Below are 26,155 nucleotides of genomic sequence, written 5' to 3'. Positions count from 1 at the left end.
GTCAATTAATTTTTATAAGCATGTAAAAGAGGATGTAGTTTTTGTTCATCCCGAACTTGTATAATGGGCTGTACCTGAATCGTATTTTTTACAGGATCTTCCTCCTTTTTGGCAAACCAGTAGCTTTCCCTTGCAAAAGGATAAGATGGCAAACCGATGATGGATGGTTTATCATCCTGATATAACAGATTCCAATCGATAACCGCTCCTTTGATCCATAATTTGATCAGAGACTCGCTTTCCCTTTCCTGGAGAGCACTTTCCAGATAAGCTTTTCCTGCCTTTCCTTCCAGCATGAACCCTGAATCATCTTTACGGACATTTCCGGTAAGCAATTCTTCAAGATGGTGGTTGAGATAATTATTCAGTTGTAAGAGCAGATCAGCTTTGCTTTCGGCTAAAAATGCCAAACGCTCTTCCAATGCGTCTCGTCCTGTCTGTAAGGTATAAGCAAGATCATGAAGATTGATTTCTGCATTTTTTTCAACGAAATCCTTCAGATCTGAAACCTTCTCCCGGAGTCTGTTTCCATTTTTAGCTGACAATACAATAATTGCTGGTCCGAAAACGTTTCGATTCTCAGGCTGCGGGCTAACATATTCCTGAATAATGATATGGGCATTACTTCCTCCTGCACCGAAACTACTGATTCCAGCGATCCGTGCCTTATTATCTTGTGTTGACCATTCTTCCAGAGACTGTTGTACTCTGAATGGACTGTTTTCAAAATCGATGTTCGGGTTGAGTACTTCAGAATGCAGAGAAGGAACCAATTGACGATGTTTCATTTGAAGCAACACCTTTGTTAATCCTGATATTCCTGCTGCTGATTCACAATGCCCAATGTTCGATTTTACGGAACCTACGCTGCAAAATTGTTTAGCATCAGATTCGAATGCATTCTTTAATCCGGTCAATTCTATAGGATCTCCTAAACTTGTTCCTGTTCCGTGTGCTTCTATATAGCTGAAATCTTCCGGCTGAATTCCTGCTTTTTTCATGGCCGCTTTAATAACCGCAGTCTGAGCTTTTGGATTCGGGACGGTGTAACCATTGGTTTTGCCGCCATGGTTGACAGCTGTTCCTTTAATCACTCCGTAAATACGATCACCGTCAGCAACAGCACGGCTTAAAGGTTTTAGTAACACAGCTCCAACTCCTTCACCCGGTACATAGCCTTCTCCACCTTCTCCGAAACTCTCGCATCGGCCTTTGCTGGAGGCGAATCCACCTTCACTTAAAATTAAAAATTTGTTTTGGTGCAAACTTAGATTGACTCCTCCTGCAACAGCCATTTCTATTTCTCCTGACTGTAAATCTTTACAAGCCATATGGATTGCCGTTAAAGAAGAAGAACACATCGTATCTACCGCCATACTAGGTCCGTGGAAATTGAAAAAGTAAGATACCCGGTTGGCAATACCGCTTGGGTTGCCCAGTAAAGCTGTCGGATTTCCTTTTGCTGTTTCTTCTGCTCCGAATAACTGATATTCTTCGTACATTACTCCTACATATACTCCAACCTGTCCTGACATACCGCTTGTTTCATTTACTTTCCCCTGAAGTTTGGCTTTTGTATATCCCGCATCTTCCATGGTTTCCCATACTGTTTGTAAGAAAAGTCTTTCCTGAGGGTCCATGATTTCTGCTTCTCTAGGAGAAATATTAAAGAATAAAGGGTCAAAAAGATCAATATCTTTCATAAATCCACCCCATTTGCTATAGGTTTTCCCTTCTTTACCTTTTACAGGATCATAAAAATCGCTGATCTTCCATCGGTCTTCAGGGATTTCTCTGATGCTGTCTTTTCCTGATTTAAGATTCTCCCAAAACTCATCCAGATTCTTAGCATCAGGATATTTTCCACTCAATCCGATAATGGCAATATCTTCAGATAGTATTAATGATTCAGGAAGTTCCTTTTCAGGAGTTTCTGTTCGTTGATCTACTGCCTTATCAGATGCTGTAGATTGTATATTTTTTACCTGATCTGTAAATGCTACTTTCTTATGATCAACGGTTGTTGCTGATCCTGTTAGTTTCATAAGTTCATTGCGATGGGTTTTCAGGAAATGAGAAACCAATTCACCTAAGGTCTGACATTCAAAAAATACGGTTCTTGAAACCTTACCGAGTTTTTCTTCCAATAGGTTCGTCAATCTTACGACTATCGTAGAATCGATACCAAATTCTTCAAAAGGAATATCCTGCTGTAATTTAGCCACAGGGATCTTTAAGGTTCCGGCTATCAATGTCCCAATATATTCTATAGATGCTTCATATAAATGGTCATCAGCCTGGGAAACCGGAGTTTCTTTTGCCACTTCTTTTTGAGGTAGTGAACTTCCTTTTTCTATTCCCAGTTTTTCAGGATCTCCATAGATGACAATTCCCTGATTGAAATTGCTGTTCAATAAAGTGTCAAAAGCACGAAGTCCATCAGCAGTCAGCATTGGCCATAAACCAAAATGATGCGCCATATATTTCTCGTGTTCTGTGCTGATCTGCATTCCGCCCTCTTTCCATAATGGCCAGTTGATGCTTACTGTCTTTCCTGTTCTTTTTCCACGAAGCCGTTCCATTTCGCGATGTGAAGCAAAATGATCCAGCCACAAATTAGCTGATGCGTAATCCGACTGTCCTGTATTTCCGAATATTCCCGCTAATGATGAAAAATAAACCGTGAAATCAAGATTTTCATTTTTGGTTGCCAGATCAATGTTTTTAGCTCCTTTTACTTTAGCAGAGAAAACATCCCTAACCTCAGCTGCTGTCTTGTGAATCATCAGGCTATCTCTGGTTACCCCAGCACTATGAATAATACCATCAATACGGCCATATTCATTTTTGATTTTTTTCATTAAAGCCGTTACGCTTCCAAGATCAGTAATATCGCATTGTTCGTAAGCGGTGCTGGACAATTTTCTTAATCTACCTTTTTGTGAAGCATTAAGCTCACTTCTGCCGACCAATATTACTTTTGTGCCTGCAGTCTGATTGAAGTAATCTGCAAATAATAATCCCAATCCGCCTGCACCTCCAGTGATCAGATAAACACCATTTTCTTTAGCGGCTGTTTTTACCTCTTGATTGTCGTTTATGTTTAAAACTTTCAGTTTTTTTACTTCTCTTCTTCCAAGGTGATATCGAACTTCAGCATCGGTATTTTCCTGTTCAATTTGTAAAATCCTCACTAATTCATTCAATCCGTTAATCGACAGATTGTCTACTTCAATTAGTTTTCCTGCGGACACTAAGCTTTCCTGTACTGCTGTTTTCAATAATCCTGAAAGAAAACTATAATCCATTTCTTCTCCGGCAGGATATACCAATTGAATCATTTGCCCTACAGGTTTTCTTTGCTGTATTTCTTCAAGAATCTGAATAAAAGTTTCTTCCGGAGCATTTTCATGAATCATCTTTACTTCACATTCCAGGCTCTCTTCCAGCTTTTCTGCTAATACTGCAGAACCACCCGCCATAAATACCAAAGGAGCAACTGATGTGTTTGTTCTTTTTGAATTAAATTCCTCTACATCTGCTTTCTGCCATTCATTAGCATACAGGTACAATCCAATACCACTCTCTGAAGTTTCCGTATTCTGACGTTTATTCTCATGAGCCACCGAAGATGTACTGTTGTTGTTTTCTAATGTTAAAACCACTAACTCAGTGAAACTGATCAGAACCTCACCCTGCTGATTCAGCATTTCAATCTCATAACTGCTGGATTGTTTACCTGAACTGTTTTTTCTCACATAACACCAGATTTCTTGTGATAAAGGCTTATAGATATTGATCTCCCTTACACTGAATGGCAACATCAATTGCTGGCTTTGATCAGAAAGACTGATCGCCATGCAGGTTTGTAATGCGCCATCCATCATTCCAGGGGATAAAGTAAATCCAGCTTCTGGAGTTAGCTCAATTCTTGATAATGCAGACTCCTCATTATACCAAACCTCCTGAACTCCCTGGAAGGTTGTTCCATAGTCCAATCCAATAGATCTGAACAATTCATAATAGGCTGCTTTATCCATTTTTGAAATAAAGCTATTTCGTAACTTATTGATGTTTTTGATCTGAGGAGCTGAGCTGGAAACCGAACCCATGATTCCCTGTCCATGCAGTTGTTTCTCGTTAGGACCTGAATAGATTTTATAAGTCCATTCATTATTTAAAGTTTCAATATTAATGTGAAGTTGTACTGATTCAGTATTAACCTTTACAGGTTGTAACCAGTTCACTTCTCTTAATTGAGCTATTGAAACCTCAGCACCCATCTCACCTGCTACACGGGCCATTTCAAGATAAGCGACTCCAGGCAGAACCTGTTCTCCAAAGATCTTATGATCTCTTAAAAAAGATTCACTTCCATTCAGCAGACTGCTAAACAAACAATTCTTTAGACTGGAATTATTCTGATGCAATAAAGGATGTGCAATAGCAGAACTTGTAACTATTTTCTGTTCAGATTTCAGCCAATATCTTTCTCTTGCAAAAGGATAATGAGGTAGACTAACTTTATTACACTTCGTTTCCTGATATAATACATTCCATTTTACAGGAAATCCTTTTACCCAATATTCTCCTACAGCTGTCCAGAATTTATTGGCTAAAGCATTTTGAATCGCAGATGCTTCGGAAGATCGGTTGACTTCTTTTTTATGCTGTCTGATATTTCCAGTAAAATAATGCCCTCCTTTTCCGATTGTAAAATCAGTAAGACGGTTAACTAAATCTTCAATTGTGTTCGCTGGAACAGCCAATCTTTCTTCCATCGCTGATCTTCCAATTTGAAGGGTGTAAGCAATATCATATAAGCTGATGAACGGTTCATTTTTAATATGTTTAACAAGCTGTTCAGCCTGTACAATCAACTGTTCTCTGCTTTTAGCTGACAAGATGATCAATACATCTCCGCTATGCTTAATCTCTTTCTTTTCCTGAGGGATGTATTCTTCAATAACCATGTGCGCATTGGTTCCACTAAAACCAAAGCTGCTGATGGCCGCTCTTCTTTTCGTATTAGCCGGTGTATTCCAATCGGTTAGTGTATCCTGTATTTTAAATGGACTCCCTTTAAAATTGATTAACGCATTAGGCTTCTCATAATTAATGCTAGGCGGCAATTGTTTATGTTTCATTGCCAGAAGTACTTTTAAAACACTAGCCACTCCGGCAGCTTCTAAAGCATGACCTATATTTGTTTTCACGCTTCCCAGACTGCAGAAATTCTGTTGATTGGTGTACGCTCTGAATGATGCATTTAAAGCTTCAAATTCTATAGGATCTCCTAATCCCGTACCTGTTCCGTGAGCTTCCACGTAGGTGATGGTTTCAGGATTGATATTAAACCTGTCATATACTTCTTTCTCCAGTTCTTCCTGAGATACTACACTTGGAGCGGTAATACCATTGGTTGTTCCGTCCTGGTTGGTCAGACTTCCTTTGATCACTCCATAAATACGGTCGTTATCCCGTTCTGCATCTGCCAGCCTTTTCAAAACAACAACACCAACACCTTCTCCCATCACAAAGCCATTAGCTCTACTATCAAAGGTGTAGCATCGTCCATCTGCAGACAGCATACCCGCTCTTACCGCCATATCATGTGAATGGGCAGAATTGATAATATTGATACCACCCGCCAAAACAAGATCTGTATCGCCTCTTTGAAGACTGTTAAATCCAAGATCCATTGCAACCAAAGAGCTTGAACAAGCTGTATTGACGGCTATTGCAGGTCCTTTTAAATTAAGGAAATAAGAAATTCTTGAGGCCAATATCGCACTTGAATTTCCCCAAAGCGCCGAAGGTAATGTTCCTTCAGTTCCAGCAATATAATCACTGTGTCCTGCTCCTGCATATACACCGCATTTCAGAGATGAAAGAGAGTCTGAGTCAATTCCTGCATCTTCAATCGCTTTCCAGCTATGTTCAAGGAATAACCGCTGCATAGGATCCATCATTTCTGCTTCAGACCCTGAAAGTTTAAAGAATAAAGGATCAAAATAGTCCGGATTTTCCAAACAGCTTGCCCATCTTTTCTGTCCTTCCACATTGTTATCATCTCTCGTCCATTTCTCATCCTTTATCTCTTTGACAAGACACTGCCCTTCTGCCAATACTTTCCAGTATTCATTCAGATCATTGGCCGTTCCGAATTGTCCACTGATTCCTATAATCGCAATTTCAGCGGTGGAATCAGAATGCTTTGAAACTTTATTTTCAGCTGCCTGACTTTTCTTTTCGGTTAATATGGTTTTATCTGCAATAGCATAGTGATGAACCTCAACAAGACCCTGCAATTCTTCAGAAAAATTCTTTAACACATAATCCGTCATTAAATTAATGTTAGGATAACTGTATAAATCAGTTGCCTTGATGGTGATATTCAGTTCGGAATTGATATTGTTTACCAATTCAACACCCATAATGGAATTAAAACCATAGTCTTTAAACTGAGTGGTCGTATCAAAATCTTCTTCAGGCAACACAATCGTTGCTGCTGCGATCTGAATTAATTTTACCATCAGCCAGCTGTTATCCTGAGCTGTTTTAGTCTTTACATCAACAGGTTCAGTTCTTTCTTCTATTGTTATGTTTTCTGAAGAATATTCAAATAGTTCCTGATCTGGCTCTTTTGCAGAAACGGCTACTGTCTTTTTTCCTTCCGGAATCCAATAACGATTACGTGCAAACGGATACACTGGTAAACTTATTTTAGCTGGTTTCTGACCCAGATAACAAGCAGACCAATCTTTTAATACTCCGCTTAACCAGTTTTCTGCCGTTGAAATTAAAGCTCTATTATTTTCTTCCGGTTTGCAAACAGGAGCATTCAGATCTCTTTTTTCAGAAAGAAGGTTGATAAGATCTTTGGTATTAGCTGCTATAAATACCGCTTTTTCCTTCATCTTTTCACGCCCATTTTGCAAAGTATAAGCGACATCATGTATATCAAGCTGAGGATTCAGCTCCAGATAGTTCTTAAGATTGATAATCTGTTGTTGAAGTTGCTCCCTTGTCTTTGCCGATAATGGAATAATAGCACTGCCATCTATTTTATGAGTCAATTTTGATGACTGATATTCTTCAATAATGATGTGTGCATTGGCTCCTCCAAATCCGAAACTGCTGATCCCGGCAATTCGTGGCTTATTTCCTTCGCTGGTCCATTCTGTAGTTTCTTTCTGTAAACGGAATGGGGTATTTTCCATTTGTAAATAGGCATTTGGATTTTGCAAATGCGGATTACCAGGTAAAACTTTATGCTTCATAGCCATCAATACTTTTGCTAATCCGGCCATTCCGGCTGCAGACTCAAGATGTCCGGCATTTGTTTTTACACTACCAATGCTGCAATAGGCTTTTTGTGTTTGCTGTAGTCCTTTATCCTCATATAATGTATTGAATGTAAGCTTAAGCCCTTCAATTTCTATAGGATCACCCAGCGCTGTTCCTGTCCCATGTGCTTCTATGTAGCTGATATCACGTGGATCTATATCTGAATTTCGGTATGCTTTTACCAATAGATCTCTTTGTGCATTGGGATTCGGAGAGGTTAACGTATTAGCTCTTCCACCATGGTTTTCAGCCGTTCCACGGATCACTCCGTAGATATGATCACCATCAGCTACAGCCTTGCTTAAAGACTTGAGGATCACAATTCCCACTCCTTCTCCACGGACATAACCATTGGCACGCTGATCAAAAGTTTTACATCTTCCATCTTCGCTCAACATCCCTGCACTGCTGAAGGAAAGCGTCAGTTCCGGAGACAGTATGGCGTTGACTCCACCTGCAATGGCCATATCGCAATGTCCGTTTCTGATGTGTTCTACGCCTCGATGAATGGCAATTAATGCACTTGAACACGCAGTATCCACCGGCTCACTTGGTCCATGAATATCCAATAGATAAGAAATTCTGTTCACCAATATCGAATGAGCGGCACCTGTGGAAAACTGTGCCAGACTTGTAAGATCGGTTCCGTTATTCAATAACATGGAATAATCTACCGCAGATACTCCGATAAAGGTTCCGGTATTGGTTCCTCTTAATGCGGAAGTGGCTATTCCTGCATCTTCCAAAGCGTGGTATACAGCTTCAAGGGTAATTCTTTGCTGAGGATCCATTAAAGCAGCTTCTTTAGGCGAAATATTGAAAAATAAAGGATCAAATTTGTCGATATCGCTGATAAATCCACCCCATTTTGCTTTGGTTTTGCGGCTTTCTTTTTGAGGATCTCCGTAATATTCCTGCCAGCTCCATCGGTCTTCAGGGATTTCTGTGATCAGGTCTTCATTATTTTTAATTCTCTCCCAGAAAGTATTGATGTCAGGTGATCCCGGAAAACGTCCGCTGATCCCTATAATAGCAATTCCCTCTTCAGCTGGCTTTTGAGCTGCCTTTACCGGTGAGCTGTTGTATTGTGAAGAATGTTTTCTGTTTTTACGCCCGGAAAATTGATCAAATCGAGTTGAATCCTGAGCTGGAGTTACAGCCCTTGAATCATTTTCACTTTCTATTGCAAGGTTTGGATATTCTTTGATCAGGAATTCTGAAAATACTCCAATAGCCGGATAGTTATAAAATACCGTAGGCATTAATTTAAGATCATAGAAATTATTCAATGCACTGGTAAACTGGGTCATTAAAAGGGAATCAAAACCATATTCACCAAATTCTGTTTCCTGGTCAACGGTAGAAACCTCCATTTTAAGCAGTTTTGCTACAATTTCACTCACTTCTCTAACGATCTTATCTTTCGCCGTTTTTGAACCACCTACATTTTCATTTGTACTTTTAGGTACTGAAACATTTTTTTGAGTGGTCCCTGCAATTGCATTACCTGTCGTTCTGGAAATTCCTTCTTCTTTACCGAAATACACCGCATATTGTCCTGACTGGGCTTTCAGAATAAGATCGAACATCTCAAGACCAGTTTCTGTTGCCATTGGAATCATACCAAACTGACTTTCAAGGTATTTTTCTCCTGCTGCACTTACCTGCATTCCACCGGATTTCCATAATGGCCAGTTCAGACTGATTGTTTTTCCTGATCTCTGTCCTTTGGCAGCGGCTTCATTTCGGTATTCCACATAATGATCCAGATAGGTGTTGGCCGACGCATAATCTGATTGTCCTGCATTGCCCGTTACTGCTGCAACGGATGAAAAGAACATCATAAAATCAAGAGGTTCATCTTTTGTTACTTCATCTAATACCCTCGCTCCTGTAATTTTAGGATGAAGCACCTGTTGCAAGTGTTCCTGGGTTTTATTCAGAATAAAACTATCTTTCAACGTTCCGGCACTATGGATAATTCCATTCAATCCCTGATAGGTTTGTTTGATGGTTGTAAGCAATCGCTCTGTGTCCTGATAATCTGTAATATCACATGAATAATATACTGTTCCCGGAATTTCAGACAGTAGTTTTTCTATTTCCTGATCTGCAGTTCTTCTGCCTGTCAGGATAATTTTCACATTTTTAGTTTTGCTTATATGCTTCGCGAAAATCTGTCCGAGACCACCGGCACCACCTGTAATGAGGTATACTCCATTTTCACGGATCGCCATTTGATCTACCGCTAGAATATCTTTTACTACCGGTCTGAACTGTTTTGTTTTGAAAATACCCTGATCATAACGGATTTCAGCATTTTTACTTACTTCATTTTTCAGTAATTCTGCCAGAAAATCAGGATCGAAGCTGTCTACACCGATGGTCTGTCCGGTAACTCCAGGATTTTCCTGAACTGCCGTTTTTAACAACCCGGTAATAAATCCTGCCTGTGGATACTGATGATTTGGGTAAACCACTGTGATATGCATTGAAGCATTTTTCGTCAAGTAGCTTTTAAGCTGTTCAAGTATTGTAGTAAAATATTCGATTGGCTGATCGATTGCAATGGTCTGTACCGGAATTCCCAATCTTTCTTTTAATGTTTCTGCCAATGAATCTTTACCTTCTGCAAGCCAAATGAACTGTTTCTCAGTTTCAAGTACTTTGGAGGAGTCTTTTGCAACCATTTCTTCCCAAACCGGCTGATAGATAAATGTATCAGTATCTTTTTTAACTAACTTTGTGGGTTTAAAACCATCTAACGGAAGGGCCACGAAGTTTCTGAAACTTACTAGAACGACACCATGATCATTAATCAGATCAATATCGTATGCTGCCAGCTTATCTTCTGATTTAGTTTGCTCATTTTTTCGTGCATATGCCCACAATGATTGTCCTTCTAATGTCTGGTAGCAGCTCATCTCTCCCATAAAATAAGGAAGTGCCAATGAATACGTTTCGTCAGCTAGTTGCTGGAAACCATAAATGGTATGGAGCATACTGTCAAGGATTCCAGGAGTGTACATAAAGCCTTCTAGGTTGGTCAGATTAATTTTAGCTAAACAACCATGGTCATCTGCATACATCTTTTGAACTCCCTGGTAGGCAGTACCGAGATCAAGTCCAGCGGCCAAAAATTCATTGTACATTCCTTTCCCATCCAATACCTTATTGGCTTTAGCCTTCAAAGTATTGATGTCCATATTTTCCGGCTGGATAAGCTTATCGGTCGATATCTGACCATTACCATGTACCACTTCTTCATCGTTATAAACCTCATAGCAAAGCTGATCACCATCCCTATAAATCGCGGTTGAAATCTTTGCATAGTCATCCACGATGGAAATCGGATTGACCCAACTGATATTTCTAAGTTGTGTTACCTTTTGGCCTGTACTCAATGTTCCGGCAATTCTTGCCAGTTCGAGATAAGCAACTCCCGGCAATATCTTTTCGTTTCTTACTTTATGATCGCTCAGGAAAACTTCCTCACCTGTAAAAATACTGGTATACTTTTGTTCATTTAAATCCGATTCATTCATATGCAGTAATGGATGAATTCTGGTATTTGCCATTGTTTTTAGCAGGAATGAACTGACAGGGATCCAGTATCTGTTTTTGGTAAACGGATAAACCGGTAAATTGATTTTCGAAGGACGTCCGTTGATATATAGCAGGTTCCAATCTACAGATGCTCCTTTAACCCATAAGCCTGCCAATGAATTGAGGTCTTTATTGTCAATGGCAATACTGATATAGGCATTTCCGGAACCCGTTTTATCCTGTTTTATATTTCCTGTAAATCCATGTTCTGAATTTCCTGAAAGATAATCTGTCAGTCTGCTCATCAATTCGATTTTATTGGTTACGACCAAGGCCAGTCTTTCTTCCATCTCATCCCTGCCCTTTTGCAGGGTATAGGCAATATCAGAAAGATTCGCTTCAGGATTTTTTTGAACAAAATCTAAAAGGTTACTCACCTGCTGTTTCAGATTGTCTTTAGTTTTTGCAGAAAGTATAATAATGGACTGGCCGTCTTCCTGATAAGGAGTTGTCTGATCAGGTCGGTATTCTTCAATGATAATATGTGAATTGGCGCCTCCGAATCCGAAACTGCTGATTCCCGCAATTTTAGGACGGTTATCGGATGTGATCCAGGGACCTGTCTCTGTTCGCAACTGGAAGATACTTCCGTTTAATTTCAGGTATTCATTAGGATTTTTTAAGTGTGGATTTCCTGGCAATGTATTGTGTTTCATACACAGTAGTACTTTAATAGTACTTGCAATACCTGCTGCAGATTCCAGGTGTCCGATATTGGTTTTTACACTTCCGATACTGCAATGCGGTTCTGCAGGCTGTTGAAGTCCTTTATCTTTATATAAATCTTTAAATGCAAGCTTCAGTCCTTCTGCTTCTATCGGATCTCCAAGAGGTGTTCCGGTTCCGTGAGCTTCAATATAACTCACATCACGCGGATCGATTCCGGCACTGCGATAGGCATGAAGCAAAAGATCTCTTTGTGCAATCGGATTAGGTGAAGTTAAGGTGTTCGCTCTTCCCCCATGGTTTTCTGCGGTACTTCTGATCACCGCATGAATAGGATCACCATCTGCAATGGCCTGTTTCAATGATTTAAGGACAATAATTCCTACTCCTTCTCCTCTTACGTATCCATTGGCACTCTGGTCAAACGTTTTACATCTTCCGTCTTTGCTCAACATTCCTGATTGGCTGAAAGAAAGGGTCAACTCTGGAGAAAGTAGTGCATTCACTCCTCCTGCAATGGCCATATTACACATACCGTTTCTGATATTTTCAACCGCCCTGTGGATGGCAATTAATGAACTTGAACAGGCCGTATCTACCGGTTCACTTGGTCCATTGATATCCAGTAAATAGGAAATCCTGTTCACCATCATGGAATGTACGGAGCCTGTAGTGGTATGCATTTGTCCCGCTAAATCGGTTTCATGGCGAAGGCGTATCAAATAGTCAGAGGCAGAAACTCCTATAAATATTCCGGTATTGGTCCCCTTAATGCTTTCTGTTGCAATTCCACCGTCTTCCAGCGCCTGGTATACGGACTCCATGAGAATACGTTGTTGAGGATCCATTAGCTCAGCCTCCATGGGAGAAATACTGAAAAATGCAGGATCAAACTTATCGATATCGGTAAGGAAACCTCCCCACTTGGATCGGGTTTTATTCTTTTCCGTTAAAGGATCTCCGTCATATTTTTTCCAATCCCATCGGTCTGCGGGAACTTCTGTGATCAGGTCTTTATTTTCGCTGATATTTTTCCAGAAAGTATCCAGATCCGGTGATCCCGGAAAGCGTCCACTCATCCCAATAATAGCAATAGGTTCATTGACGGATTGTGGCTTTGGTTTGTAAGGAGTGAACTGTTTTACTGGTTGCTTTACAGGCGTTGCCACCGTTGTTGAAAAAGCGGTCTTTTTTATCGTGAGCTTTTCAACCGGTTTAACTATTGGAGCAGCAGGAGCTTCCCCGTGTAATGCAGTGAGCGCCTCCGTATATTCTTCTGTCATAAATGCCGCCAGCTTATTAATGGTTGCATAATTATAAAAGACCGTTGGCATCAGATCCAGATCATAATAACCGTTGAGCTCATTGTTGAAACGGGTTAATAAAATGGAATCAAACCCATAATCTCCGAATTTTTTATCATTTTCAATTTCGGCAGGCACCATTCTTACTAATTCAGCAACAATACTGATGATCTTATCGGTTGCTTTTTTCTTTAGCAAACTTGCTTCAACTGGTGCTGTTATTTGTTCGTCAACCGATTTTTCAACAGTTTCGTCAGGAGTATCTTCCTGTACCTTAGTTTCAAGACCATCCAAGGGAAGTGCCACAAAATCTTTGAAGCTTAACAATACATCTCCTTCATTATTCAGGAGATCCAGATCGTATGCAACGACCTGATCGCCGTCTTTGTAATTTTCACTTTTTCTGGCATAGCCCCACAATACTGAAGCATCTGTTATAGGCTCATAAAAATATACTTCTTTTACAAAATAGGGTAACTCCAATGAATAGGCTTCTCCTGCGGAAATAACCAATCCGTAAATAGTATGCAAGAGACTGTCCATAATACCCGGTGTATACATGCAACCTTCCAGTTCTTCAAGACGGATCTCTGATAAAGCGATATTCTCCCCTACGTTAATTTGGGCAACTCCTCTGAAGCTCTTTCCAAGGTTCAATCCGTTTTCTTTGAAATTGTGATAAACTTCTGCTCCAGGAATAACATTTGAGCAGGCCGTTTTCATCATTTCCAGATCATATCTTCCGAGAGGTTCTCCCTCACCGGTAATGATCAAACCGTTTCCATAAAGAAGCTGGCTATTTTTCTGATTATAAATTTTGTAATTAAGACCTGTTGGTTCTGGATCCAATGTAACGGCAATAGAGACCATTCCATTTTCAAGTTTTAGCGGGTTCAGCCAACTCACATTTTTTAATTTTACCACTTGCTTTTGGGAGCTCAAAGCCCCTGCTGCTCTCGCTATTTCCAGATAGGCTACTCCCGGAAGTATTTTCTCATCATTTACGATGTGATCATAAAGGAAAGATTCAGTTCCATCATATACTGCCGCGTATTGTTTTTGCTTACCATTAGATTCATCGGTATGTAACAAAGGATGCAGATGATTTTCTGTGATTGGTGCATGCACTATTCTTTTAGGAGAATCAGGGATCCAGTACCGTTGTCTTGCAAATGGATAAACAGGGAGACTTATGCGTTTTGGTAACATATCTGTGTACAATAGTTTCCAATCAACATCAATTCCTTTTACCCACAGCTGAGCAAGGCTTTTGATCTCATTATTTTTAAAAGCTGTTTCCACATAGGCTTTTCCTGCAGTTCCCTCGAGAAGGAAGCCGATTTGCTCCTGATTGGTATTTCCTTGATAGAATCCAAAGCTATTGCCATTGGTGTAGTTCTCCAACTGAGTCAATAGATCTTCCTGGCTTTCTGCAATCCATGCAAGACGCTCTTCCATCGCTTCACGCCCTGATTGCAACGTGTAAGCCAGTTCGTGTAAATCAGTATCCGGATGAGCTTGCAAGAATGTTTTCAACTGCAATGCTTTAGCTTTTAACCGGTCTGCATTTTTTGCAGATAATAAAATAACAGCAGGCTGTCCTTCCACAATTCCTTTTCTGGTAGGAATATATTCTTCTATAATTAAATGAGCGTTGGCTCCTCCAAAACCAAAACTGCTGATTCCCGCAATTCTTGGTTTGTTGTCAGCAACATTCCAGTCGGTTGTATTTTGCTGCAACCTGAACGGACTTCCATCCAGATTTAAATATGGGTTGGTCTGAATCAAATGAGGATTTCCAGGCAGTGTTTTATGTTTCATCGCCAGGATGACCTTCATTACCCCTGCAATTCCTGCAGCAGCTTCCAGGTGGCCAATATTTGTTTTGACACTTCCAATACTGCAATAGGCAGCTTCTGCCGGAGTTTGATTTCTCTGTTTATATAAAGTATTAAAAGCCAATTTCAATCCTTCTATTTCAATGGGATCTCCCAGAGAAGTTCCTGTTCCATGAGCCTCTATATAGCTTACATCTGCCGGATGAACTCCTGCTCTGCTATACGCTTTAACCAAAAGTTCTTTTTGAGCATTCGGGTTTGGAGAAGTTAGTGTATTGGCTTTTCCACCATGGTTTTCCGCGCTTCCACGGATAATTCCGTAAATATGATCTCCGTCTGCTTCTGCCTGTTCCAATGATTTTAAGATCACCACTCCTACTCCTTCACCACGTACATAACCATTAGCACTTTCGTCAAATGTTTTACAACGTCCATCTACGCTTAGCATTCCAGATTCACTGAATGAAAGAGTTAATTCCGGAGAAAGAAGTGCATTTACCCCTCCGGCAATTGCCATTTTGCTATCTCCGTTTCTGATGTGTGCTACGGCACGGTGAATGGCAATCAGTGAACTAGAACAAGCGGTATCCACAGGCTCGCTTGCCCCACGAATATCTAATAAATAAGATATTCTGTTGACCAGGATAGAATGTACTGATCCGGTTGCATAATGTCCTTGTCCGGTTAAATCAGACTGATTATTCACTAACATAGAATAGTCGGATGTGGAAACTCCAATAAAAATACTGGTGTCGCTTCCTTTGATCTTATCCGGTGCAATTGCTGCATCTTCAAGAGCATGATATACGGCCTCCAGAGTGATTCTTTGTTGTGGATCCATCAGTTCTGCTTCACGGGGAGAGATGTTAAAGAATAAAGGATCAAATTTATCAATGTCGGAGATCAGTCCGCCCCATTTAGCTTTGGTCTTATTTTTTTCTTTTAACGGATCTCCGTAATACGCTTTCCAATCCCATCGGTCTGGGGTAATTTCAGTGATCAGATCTTTATTCTGACTGATATTTTTCCAGAAAGCCTCTAAATCATCTGCCCCAGGGAAACGTCCACTGATCCCAATAATAGCAACTGCTTTTTGTGTTGTATCAGTATTGTTACTGATGACATTCACAGCTGTTTTTGGTAATGCGGTACGCCCCTCATTATTGAAAGCAACTCGTTTGTGTGTGATCATAGTAGGTTGAACTTCTTCTGATTTTACAACTACAGATGAGCTGTGTTTTTGAGCTACTGACACATAATGTTCTTCCATTAAAAAATCTTTCAGATCATTGATCGTCGGATAATTATAAAAAACAGTGGGTAATAATTTAAGCTCATAAAATGCATTTAACTGGCGGGCAAATCTGGTTAGTGAAACGGACTCAAAACCGTAATCACCAAATGCTTTGTCTCTTTTAATAGCCGCAGGGTTTAATTTTAACAACGCTGCTACTGTTTCGATAATTTTACCTGAAACTTTTTCTGAAATTTCAGATTGACCAATAGCTACTTGGGCTATTGGAGCATCTTCTACCTTAATTTTAGAAACCTGTACATCTTCATGAATGTTTTCATAGGTAACCAGAATTTCTCCTTTCCCATTTTTTAGTAAAGTATCAAAAGCCTTTATACCATCTGCGGATGGAAGTGAAAGTGATCCCAGGTGTGTTTCCAAATGCTTTATGTCTTCTTCATTCACCTGCATTCCGCCATCTTTCCATAAAGTCCAGCAGATGCTTAAAGTTTTACCGTTTGCTTTTTTACTATTCCTTTCTGTATTTCGGTAAGTCGCATACGTATTCAAATAAGCATTAGCAGCAGCATAATCCGCCTGTCCGGCATTTCCTTTAATGCTTGTTATGGAAGAGAAGAATACCATAAAATCTAATGGCTGATCTTTGGTCGCTTCATCAATGTTTTTTGTCCCCTCTACTTTAGCTGCAAAAACATCATCCACCTGTAAAGATGTTTTATTGATGATATAACTATCCCTAAGGACACCTGCACTGTGAATCACGCCATTTAAAGGACCATATTCCTGATTAATAAGATGTACCAGTTTCTGGGTTTCTTCAAAGTTGCTCAGATCACAATGATGATAAACAGCTCCAGGTATTTTAGACAATAAAGTCTTAATGGTTTCAGACCATACACTTCTGCCTGTTAGTACCAGTGTAATATTATTTTTACTGCAAATATGCTCTGCGATCTTCAAACCTAAGCCTCCTGCACCACCCGTTAAAAGGTAAACTCCTCCTTTTTTAAAGGTTATGCCTTCTGTATTTTGGGAGTCAAAAGTTACAGACACTGATCTTTTCACGGTTCTTACACCATTAGTATAGGCTACTTCAACATCTTTATTATGCTGCTCCGCTTCAATCATTGAAGTAAGTTCTCCCAAATTCTTAACGGATAAATGGTCCACGGCAAGTACTTTACCTGTAATTCCAGGATACTCAAGATGTGCTGTTTTAAGCAATCCGGATACAAAACCATACTCAGGGTAATCACTGTTCTGACAAACGATCGTAATTTGAGTACGCCCTTTCTCCTTTATTTTTTCTTTTATTTTAGATAATACGGAATTGAAGAAAGCCAGTGGCTTTTCCTGGTTGATGGATATAACTTCCAGTCCCAGTTCTTCCTGAAGCTTATCGCACAAATCTATGGCACCACCAGCAATAAGAATTATCTGATTGGTGGTTTCAAGTTGTTCTGAGCTTAAGGCTTCTTCTTTCCATTCCTGTTGATAATACACTACTTTTCCTTTTTCATTCGAAGAAGTCTTTATTCCTGAATGATCGGAATCCTTGCTTCCCAAAGGCAGGAAGATAAAGTCTTTAAAGGATAATAATGCTTCTCCGTTTTCATTTAATAAATAAAAATCGGCAGTTACAACCTTGTCGTTATCTCCTTCTTTTTTTCTCACCGCATAACCCCAAAGCTCCAGGGCTTCTTCAAGTCCTTTATAGAAATTAATTTCTCCGGCATAAAAAGGCAATATCAATGAATAAGAATCCATTAAACCATAAATGGCATGAAGAAGGCTATCCATAATACAAGGCGGATATACGCAACCTTCGTTATTCACCAATTTTATTTTTGACAAAGCATATTCTTCTGCCACATATAAGGTCTCTACCTGCTGAAAACTACTCTTTAGGTTTAATCCTTCTAAATCAAAGGCGTTATACAATTCTGATCCTGTGATTTCATTGACACAGTCTTTTTTAAGCTTCTGAATATTCATTTTTGCAGGAGCTGCCGTTAAAACATTGGAAAGTCTTCCACTATTATGAGTAATCAGGGTGTCTTCATGGCCACTGTATATTTCATAAACCACATCTTCCTGATCGCGGTGTAATCCTATGTGAAGTGTTTCTGATTGATGAACCCAGAAAGGATTGATCCAGCTTACTTCTTTAAGTTGGGTAACTTGCTTATGGGTACTGAATTTACCCGCAGCCCTTGCCAGCTCCAGATAAGCAACTCCTGGTAAGATTTTATTATGGTGTACCTGATGATCCGCTAAGAATGATTCTTCACCACTAAAAGTGCTGCTGAACTGTTGTTGATCCAGGTCAGATGTATTCTGGTGTACCAATGGATGTAGTGTTCTATCAACAATTTTTCCTGTTGGATTCAATTTTCCTTCAGCAGTAGGAAGCCAGTAGCGTTCCCTTGCAAAAGGATAGGTAGGCAGGCTGATCTTACGAGGTTGTTTTTCAGCGTAAAGCAAATTCCAGTCGAATACAGATCCCTGTATCCATAGATCAGCAATTCCAGCCCAATCTCCGGCATTGATCCTATTCTGAACTTCGGTAGATTTTTCTTCACCTTTTCCTATTTTACAGGTTCCTGTTGTATATGTTTTTTGAGAATCTGTATCTTTTAAAAAGTCATCCAGTAAACCTATTAATGATGGAATATCCTTCACAACAAAAGCTACCCGGTTTTCCATGGCTTCTCTTCCTGTTTGTAAAGTATAAGCGATATCCGCCAATGATAAGGTGTTATCTTTTTCTAAAGTATACTTTAAGTTAAATACCTGTTCCTGTAGACGTTCTTCATTTTTAGCTGATAAGACAATGATCGCAGGATCCTGTTCTAATTCATTTTTAGAAGTCTGCTCTGGTGCTCTGAATTCTTCGATAATAAGATGAGCATTACTTCCACCCGCACCAAAAGAACTTAACATCGCTCTTAATGGCAATTCTTCTGATTGTCCGTTCTGATTAATGATCACCGGTCTTTTCCATAGCGCTAAATTTTGAGGAACATAGAAGGGTGTATCTTCAAAACTGATATTCGGATTCAGTGTTGCAGAATGAATAGATGGTACTAAATGCTGGTGTTTAAACTGTAACAGAATTTTTGTCAGTCCTGCAATACCCGCTGCGGCTTCCAGATGCCCGATGTTTGATTTTACAGAACCGATGGCACAAAATTGTTTATCATCTGTATATTCATCAAAAGCTTTACAAAGTCCCGTCATTTCAATAGGATCTCCTAAAGATGTTCCTGTTCCATGAGCTTCTACATACGATATGGTGCGTGGATCAATTCCTGTCTTTTGCAAAGCAGACTGAATCAATTCCCCTTGTAAATTAGGACTTGGTACGGTATATCCATTGGTTCTTCCATTATGATTAACGGTAGTTCCTTTGATCACCCCATAAATCTGGTCACCATCCGCAATTGCTTTTTCCAGAGGTTTAAGCAAAACTGCACCGATCCCTTCACCTGGTACATAACCATCTCCAATACCAAAGCTTCTGCAACGTCCGTCACTGGCTAAGAAATTATTCTGACTCAGGAATAAATATTTGCTCAATGACAATGATAAGTTCACACCTCCGGCAATACAGCTTTCCGATTCTCCGCTTCTGATGCTTTCACAGGCATAATGTAAAGCCGTTAATGATGCAGAACAAGCAGTGTCTATGGCCATACTTGGCCCTGTCCAGTTAAAGAAGTAAGAAACTCTGTTAGGAATACTGTATAAAAGGCCACTTGGAGCGACAGGATTTCCTTTGGCTGTTTCTTCTATTCCAAGGTTAACGTATGGCTGCCATAATGCACCTACGAAAACACCTACTTTCTTAGATTGTTCTGTGAGTTTCTCACGGGTAATTCCGGCATCTTCCAACGTAGACCAGACTACCTCTAAAAATAACCTTTCCTGAGGATCGATTTTCTCTGCTTCTCTTGGTGAGATATTAAAAAATAATGGATCAAATTGATCAACATCATTGATAAAACCACCCCAACGGGCATATAACAATCCATTTTCTCTATCTTCATCAAAATGTCCCTTATAATCAAAACGATCCTGCGGAATCTCTTCAATGCAGTCGTCTCCTTTTTTCATCAAATCCCAGAAATCAGAAAGCGTATTCGATTTTGGATATTTTCCACTCACTCCAACAATAGCAATGTCTTTGTTTGTGCTTTTTTCTGTTGAATGCTCAACAGAAGCAATCTCTTCTACCCTTTCCGGTGTTGAATCAATTTCTTCCGGTTCACCTAATAGATCTTTTAATACACCCGCATGTTTTTTCTGAAAATACCCTGCCAGCTCATTGATATTGCGGTATTCAAAAAATAGGGTTTTGGATAAGTTTCCGAAGGTTTTTGCTAACAATCTATTCAGATCGATGATCATTCTGGAGTTAATTCCCAGTTCTTCAAAAGATGTTTCAGCATCCATTTCCTCTTCTTCCAGACCAACTCCTTCGTGTAACAATGTTTTCAAAAGACTTTCAATACGTTCTATCGCAAGTTCACCACTCTCAACAGCTTTCACTCTTGGGGCTACTGATTGAGTTGAAGTTACAGTAATGGATGCATTGGTTGTTTCTTTGATTGAAAACCCATTAAGTTTGGCAATAATATTTCCTTCAATATCCATCACCTGAGCATCAAATTTTCTGATGCCGCTTCTGGTTTTGTTAGCTTCGTGAGCTATGGTATGTACGTAACACTCCGCAGGAATCTGACCTGTAAATACAATCTCATCTATGGCCACCGGAATGTATTTGGAGTTTTCCAAACCATTAGGCTTATTATTAATAATAGCGGTCTGGAATACTCCTGTAAGCATACTCGGATGTAAAATATAATCTGACAATGTTTCTGCCACGTGTAAAGGCAAGATTAGGTGTCCTAGAGCTTCTTCTTTGTTGGTCCACAGTTCCTTCATCGGCATAAAAGAAGGTCCTACGTGTAATCCTTCAGCGATGATTTGTTCATAAACCGTTTCCCTGCTTATACTTATATTTAATTTTTCTTGAGCTGCCTGAATATCAAAAGTTCCCAGTTCGCCCGGTTCAATGGATGTTTCCATGTTGACATCACCCATTGCATGTACTGTTTTTCGACCATTGGTATCTTCACTAAATATTTCGTAAGCATACAATGAACCCTTTGGTACCATCTGAATAAAAGCATTGATTGCAGGCCCTGCTGATGATAATACTTCCGGCCAGTAATTATTGGATAAACTGCAGATCCTTTTTCCAAGCAATGTGGCAGCCTGTCTGCCCATTTCAATGTAGCAGGCTCCCGGAACATTGTATTTTCCATCCACCACATGATCCTGCATAAAGAATTCTTCATTGCTATATCGTTTTCTAAACAGTAAGTTCTTTACGTCTGATCGTTCAGCATCTACCAATGAAGTAGTTGCTATATAGCTCTTTGTAGTGTCGTTTGGCAGAGATTCTCTGATCTTTTCAGGATCAAAAGATGGAACCTCGTTGGCAATATTAGCAGCAAGATTTTTGATGGTATTGTATTCAATCAATAAAACCGGATTGATTGTTGCTCCCACTAATTCTGTCAATTTTGCAGAAAGCTTTACCAATCCTGAAGAATCAAGACCTAATTTATTGAAGCTGTCTGTATCTGTTATGACTGAAGTTTTAGGTAAAATATCAGCAATCATATTTCTAAGTAACGAAGAGAAATCTCCTTTTTCAGAGTCTCTTTTTTCACTATGGGCTTGATCAAATACATGCTCAACACTTAGGTGAGATTCTATTTTAGCTGCAATTCCTTCAATCAATACCGCCTGACCAGATATTGAGGTATTGTTTATGCTTAATAATTTTACAAAACCTTTTAAGGCATCTTCATTAAGCATCGGTTTCATTCCGAATACCTGCCATAAATGTTCTCGTTCTTCATCGGAGACCGTAATTCCTCCACTTTCCCACAAAGGCCAGTTAATAGCCAGACTGATTCCATGATTTCCTTTTTCTATTTCTCTTCTGTTTCTGATTTCCATCATATGATCAAGGAAATTATTGGCAGAAGCATAGTCGCATTGTCCCTGATTAGGCATCAATGAAGCTATTGAAGAAAATACGATAAAGAAATCAAGCGTTTCATTCTGAAGGCATTCATCCAGATTGATCGTTCCATATACTTTTGGAGTGATCACCCTCTCAAATGAATCCGCTTTTTTATTGATGATAAAAGAGTCTTCAATCAGACCAGCTGCATGAATGACTCCATTAATGGTTTTACATTTCTTTTTGATTTTGGAAATAGCCACAGAAAGTGCTCTTTTATCAGCCACATTAGCTCTGTAGTATGCTGCATTTCCTCCAAGTTGTTTTAATTGCTGAAGCTTTTCTTCAATGGCTTCATTCTTTAAGCTTCGGCCTATTAATATAATATTGGCCTTATAGTGTTCCGCCAAATAAGCCGCGAATACCATTCCTAAACCACCGGTGCCACCAGTAATGATATAACATCCGTTTTCTTTTAACAACAGTTCTGATGATGCATTGTCCAGTTGTTTTACCGGAACAACGGTTCTTTCCTGTCTTAGTCTGTTACGGTAAATTACTTCCAGGAGAGGAGCCATCACATAATGCGTCATTTCCTGCACAATGATATCCTGATAAGAAGATATATCTGCCTCACTGATGCCTAATGTTAGAATTGAAATCCTTGGGTTCTCATAAGCCAAGGTTCTGGCAAACCCACCTGCCATTTGCTGTATAGCAGCAGATTTTGTATCATTATAATTGTAGGCAAACAGCAACTTAATACGTCCAGAATATTCAGCAGTAATTAAAGCTTGCGACAGATACAACAATGCATAAATATCCTGCATATTCTCGGCGACCTGTTCACCACGGCTCATTCCCCATCTGTAGATCCAGTTATCCGTTACCATTCCGTCTTCTTCAAGATCTTTAAGCAGATTTTTAAAAGATGCCGTATCTGCAACATCAAACTGATAGGTGTATTGATCTTTTTTCTCATAAGAATCCCCCGGTAATACCAAAACTGGTTTTGTATAACCCAATTCTGCCTTTATCTTTTCGTATAATAAAGCGTCCGTATCAAAAATAATAACAGAAGCAGGTCTTTCTGCGTGGATTCCTAATGGTCTTTCTAGCCAATCGGTCGTATAATGTAAGCTCTCAATAACAGGTACAGCCGTTTCCTCAATGGTCACAGGTCCTGATTTATAAGCTCTTTTCACAAATTCATTAAATTCAAGGATCACATTTCCATGTTCATCACACAAAAACAGATCAAATGAAAACCTTTTTCCATTCTGGTATGTATCTGATTTTTTGACATAAGCATAATGAGCATCTGCCAGATTACCATAACAACGGATCGCTTTTAAATAAAATGGTAATAACTGATGTTGGGCTTCTACATTACCCCAGATACATAATCCAACTACGGTTTGAAAAACCCCATCTAATAGAGACGGTTCCCAGACTTTTGAGGAAACCGGATTTTCTTTTTTAGTAGGTTTTAATAGGCATATTGCTTCATCAGAGGCAAAAAAGCCTTCTGTTATGGTTTGAAAAGTTTCCTTGTAAGCCAAACCTTCTTTTGCAAATTCCTGATAGATTTCTTCTGCTATTTTTACAGTGGAGCAACGTTGTTTTATTTTTTGCAAGTCAATAGATCCTGCGGAAGTTGTATTGCTTTTCAGTGAGACATTTCCATTGGAGTGAACCCCGTCAGTAGTTGTGATTTCAAATGAAAATCCTGTATTTATTGGTGTAAGTTTGATCTGTAAAGGAACATTCTCTTCATATACTTTTACCGAATGCATCCAGCATACATCATTCAATTCATTAACCGGACGTCCACAAGCCTGTTCTGCTACCGATCTTGCAATTTCCAGATAAACAACTCCCGGCATCATACATTCGCCTTGCACTACATGATCACGAATAAAATAATTTGTTGATTGTAAAAGAGCTTCATATTCCCATTGTTGCTGATCTTTGTTTAAAAACTGCATCAATGGTGATCCCACTTCCCGAACAATTGCTGAATTTGAAGTGGCCACTGAAACAGAAGCTCCATCCATCCAGCATCTTCTTCTTTCAAAAGGATATCCCGGTAAAGAAATTCTTACACCATCAGCCAGTTGATTTTCAGCATCCTTCTCGGTTTTGTTAATTTTTCCTGTGGAAATATATTCTTCTAACTGCTTAATAAGATCTTCTACGTCAGAAACTACGAAAACAGCTTTAGCAGCCATCGTATCTCTTCCGTTTTGAAGGGTAAAGGCAATATCTTGTATGCGTAATTCTGTCCTATTTTTTCTTATAAAATCTGTAATTCTTTCAGCATATGCTTTTAACTGTTTTTCTGTTCTTGCAGATAATGGGATGGTATAACTCTTTACGTTTTCCTCCGTATTTCTGATTTGTTCTCCATCATACGCCTGTAAAATAACATGTGCATTTACTCCCCCCATTCCAAAAGAACTTACCCCGGCTGTCAATGCTCCACTTTGAATTCCGCTTTCAGAAGGCTTCCATTCTGTATTTTCAGTAGAAATAACAAAAGGACTTCCTTTTAAATCGATATATGGATTCAGCTTTTTATGATGCAATATCCCCGGAATTTTTCCATTCTGCATACATAGCAAAACTTTGATAAGCCCAGCTATACCCGCAGCACTTTCCAGGTGACCAATATTGGTTTTTAGTGCCCCTAAAGTGCAATTGATATTTTCATCCGCTCCATACTGACTGTAGACTTTTTTCAAAGCACTGATCTCAATAGGATCACCCAATGGCGTTGCCGTACCGTGTGCTTCAATATAGCTTACATTTCCTGCTTCCAAAGCAGCATCTTCCAAAGCAGCATTTACTACTTCAGCCTGTGCACGTACGCTTGGGGAAGTCAATGAATTGGAACGGCCATTATGATTCACTGCTGTTCCTTTAATCACACCGATAATACGATCGTTATCTGCTATTGCCGCAGACAATGGTTTTATGAAAATACATCCTACTCCTTCTCCACGTACGTATCCGTCAGAACTTTCATCAAAGGTTTTGCATTTACCTTCTGAGGAGAGCATCCCTGATTTCCCGTGAGACAAATACATGGTTGGTGTAATCAATGCATTCACACCACCTACCAGAGCAGATTCGCAATTTCCTGAACGAATATCCCTGATAGCATTATGCAATGCCACCAAAGAACTGGAACAAGCGGTATCTACCACTTCACTTTTCCCTCTGATATCAAGGAAAAAAGAAACCCTGTTAGCCAAAATAGAATGTACCGTACCAGTAGAAACGAACGAGCTAATCTCCTGATGAGTAGATTGCAGCATTTCTGCGTAATCATTTTTGGAAACCCCAACATACACTCCTACTTTTTTGCCAGACAGGCTCTCCGTGCTGTATCCTGCATCTTCCACTGCATGCCACGCTGCCTCTAAAAAGACTCTGTGCTGGGGGTCAATATATTTAGCTTCTTTAGGGGATATATTAAAGAATAAAGGATCAAATTTATCCATATCATTGATAAATCCTCCCCATTTGCTATTAGTTTTTGGTATGTCCGACGCGGGATCACCATAGTATTCCCGCCAATCCCAACGCGATTCCGGAATCTCCGTTACACTGAAGGTTCCATTGATAAGGTTATTCCAAAAATCATGATAATTATCCGCTCCGGGAAACCTGCATGACATTCCAATAACGGCAATATCTGTCCTGTTCAACTGGTTATCCAGCTGAAGATTATTTTTTGAAGTATCTTCCATGTTGATATGTTTTTTTAAAATAGAAACAAGCTATCCCACCCACCTGATCTTATAATCATTGGGTTGTTCTAAAATAGCCTCACATAAAGTGTATTCTATAGAATATTTAGCGGTAGATGATTAATGCCGTATTAAATTCAATATTTTGGAAGAGTGAATGTGATCCGTAGATGAAAATTTGTTCAGGTTAGGATTAAAAGTCTCAAAGACCCTGAACAGGTGTTTAATTTTTTTTTGTGTTGACACATTTTTCATAGAAATTTAATTTTGTTCATTTAGTTTTAACATATAAAGCCTTTATTCATAGGCTTTTCATACTTTTTGATTCTTTATGTCTCATT

The 26,155-nt window shown here is 39.4% G+C and carries 1 protein-coding gene; it reads right to left on the bottom strand.

The features are described from left to right. Positions 1-5 precede the first annotated feature (5 nt). Complete coding sequence (locus PFY10_01520) at positions 6-25,814, bottom strand: SDR family NAD(P)-dependent oxidoreductase (GenBank protein ID WBV57119.1); 25,809 nt, start codon at positions 25,812-25,814, stop codon at positions 6-8. Positions 25,815-26,155: the final 341 nt, after the last annotated feature.

Origin of the sequence: Chryseobacterium daecheongense (assembly GCA_027920525.1) — a bacterium.
GTDB lineage: Bacteria > Bacteroidota > Bacteroidia > Flavobacteriales > Weeksellaceae > Chryseobacterium > Chryseobacterium proteolyticum.
Note: the sequence above shows the minus strand (reverse complement) of the source record. Positions and strands in the feature narration are given on the sequence as shown.

Bases quoted from the DNA above. Each gene is read 5' to 3' on its own strand.
- PFY10_01520 (WBV57119.1), bottom strand. From the start codon at position 25,814: ATGGAAGATACTTCAAAAAATAATCTTCAGCTGGATAACCAGTTGAAC.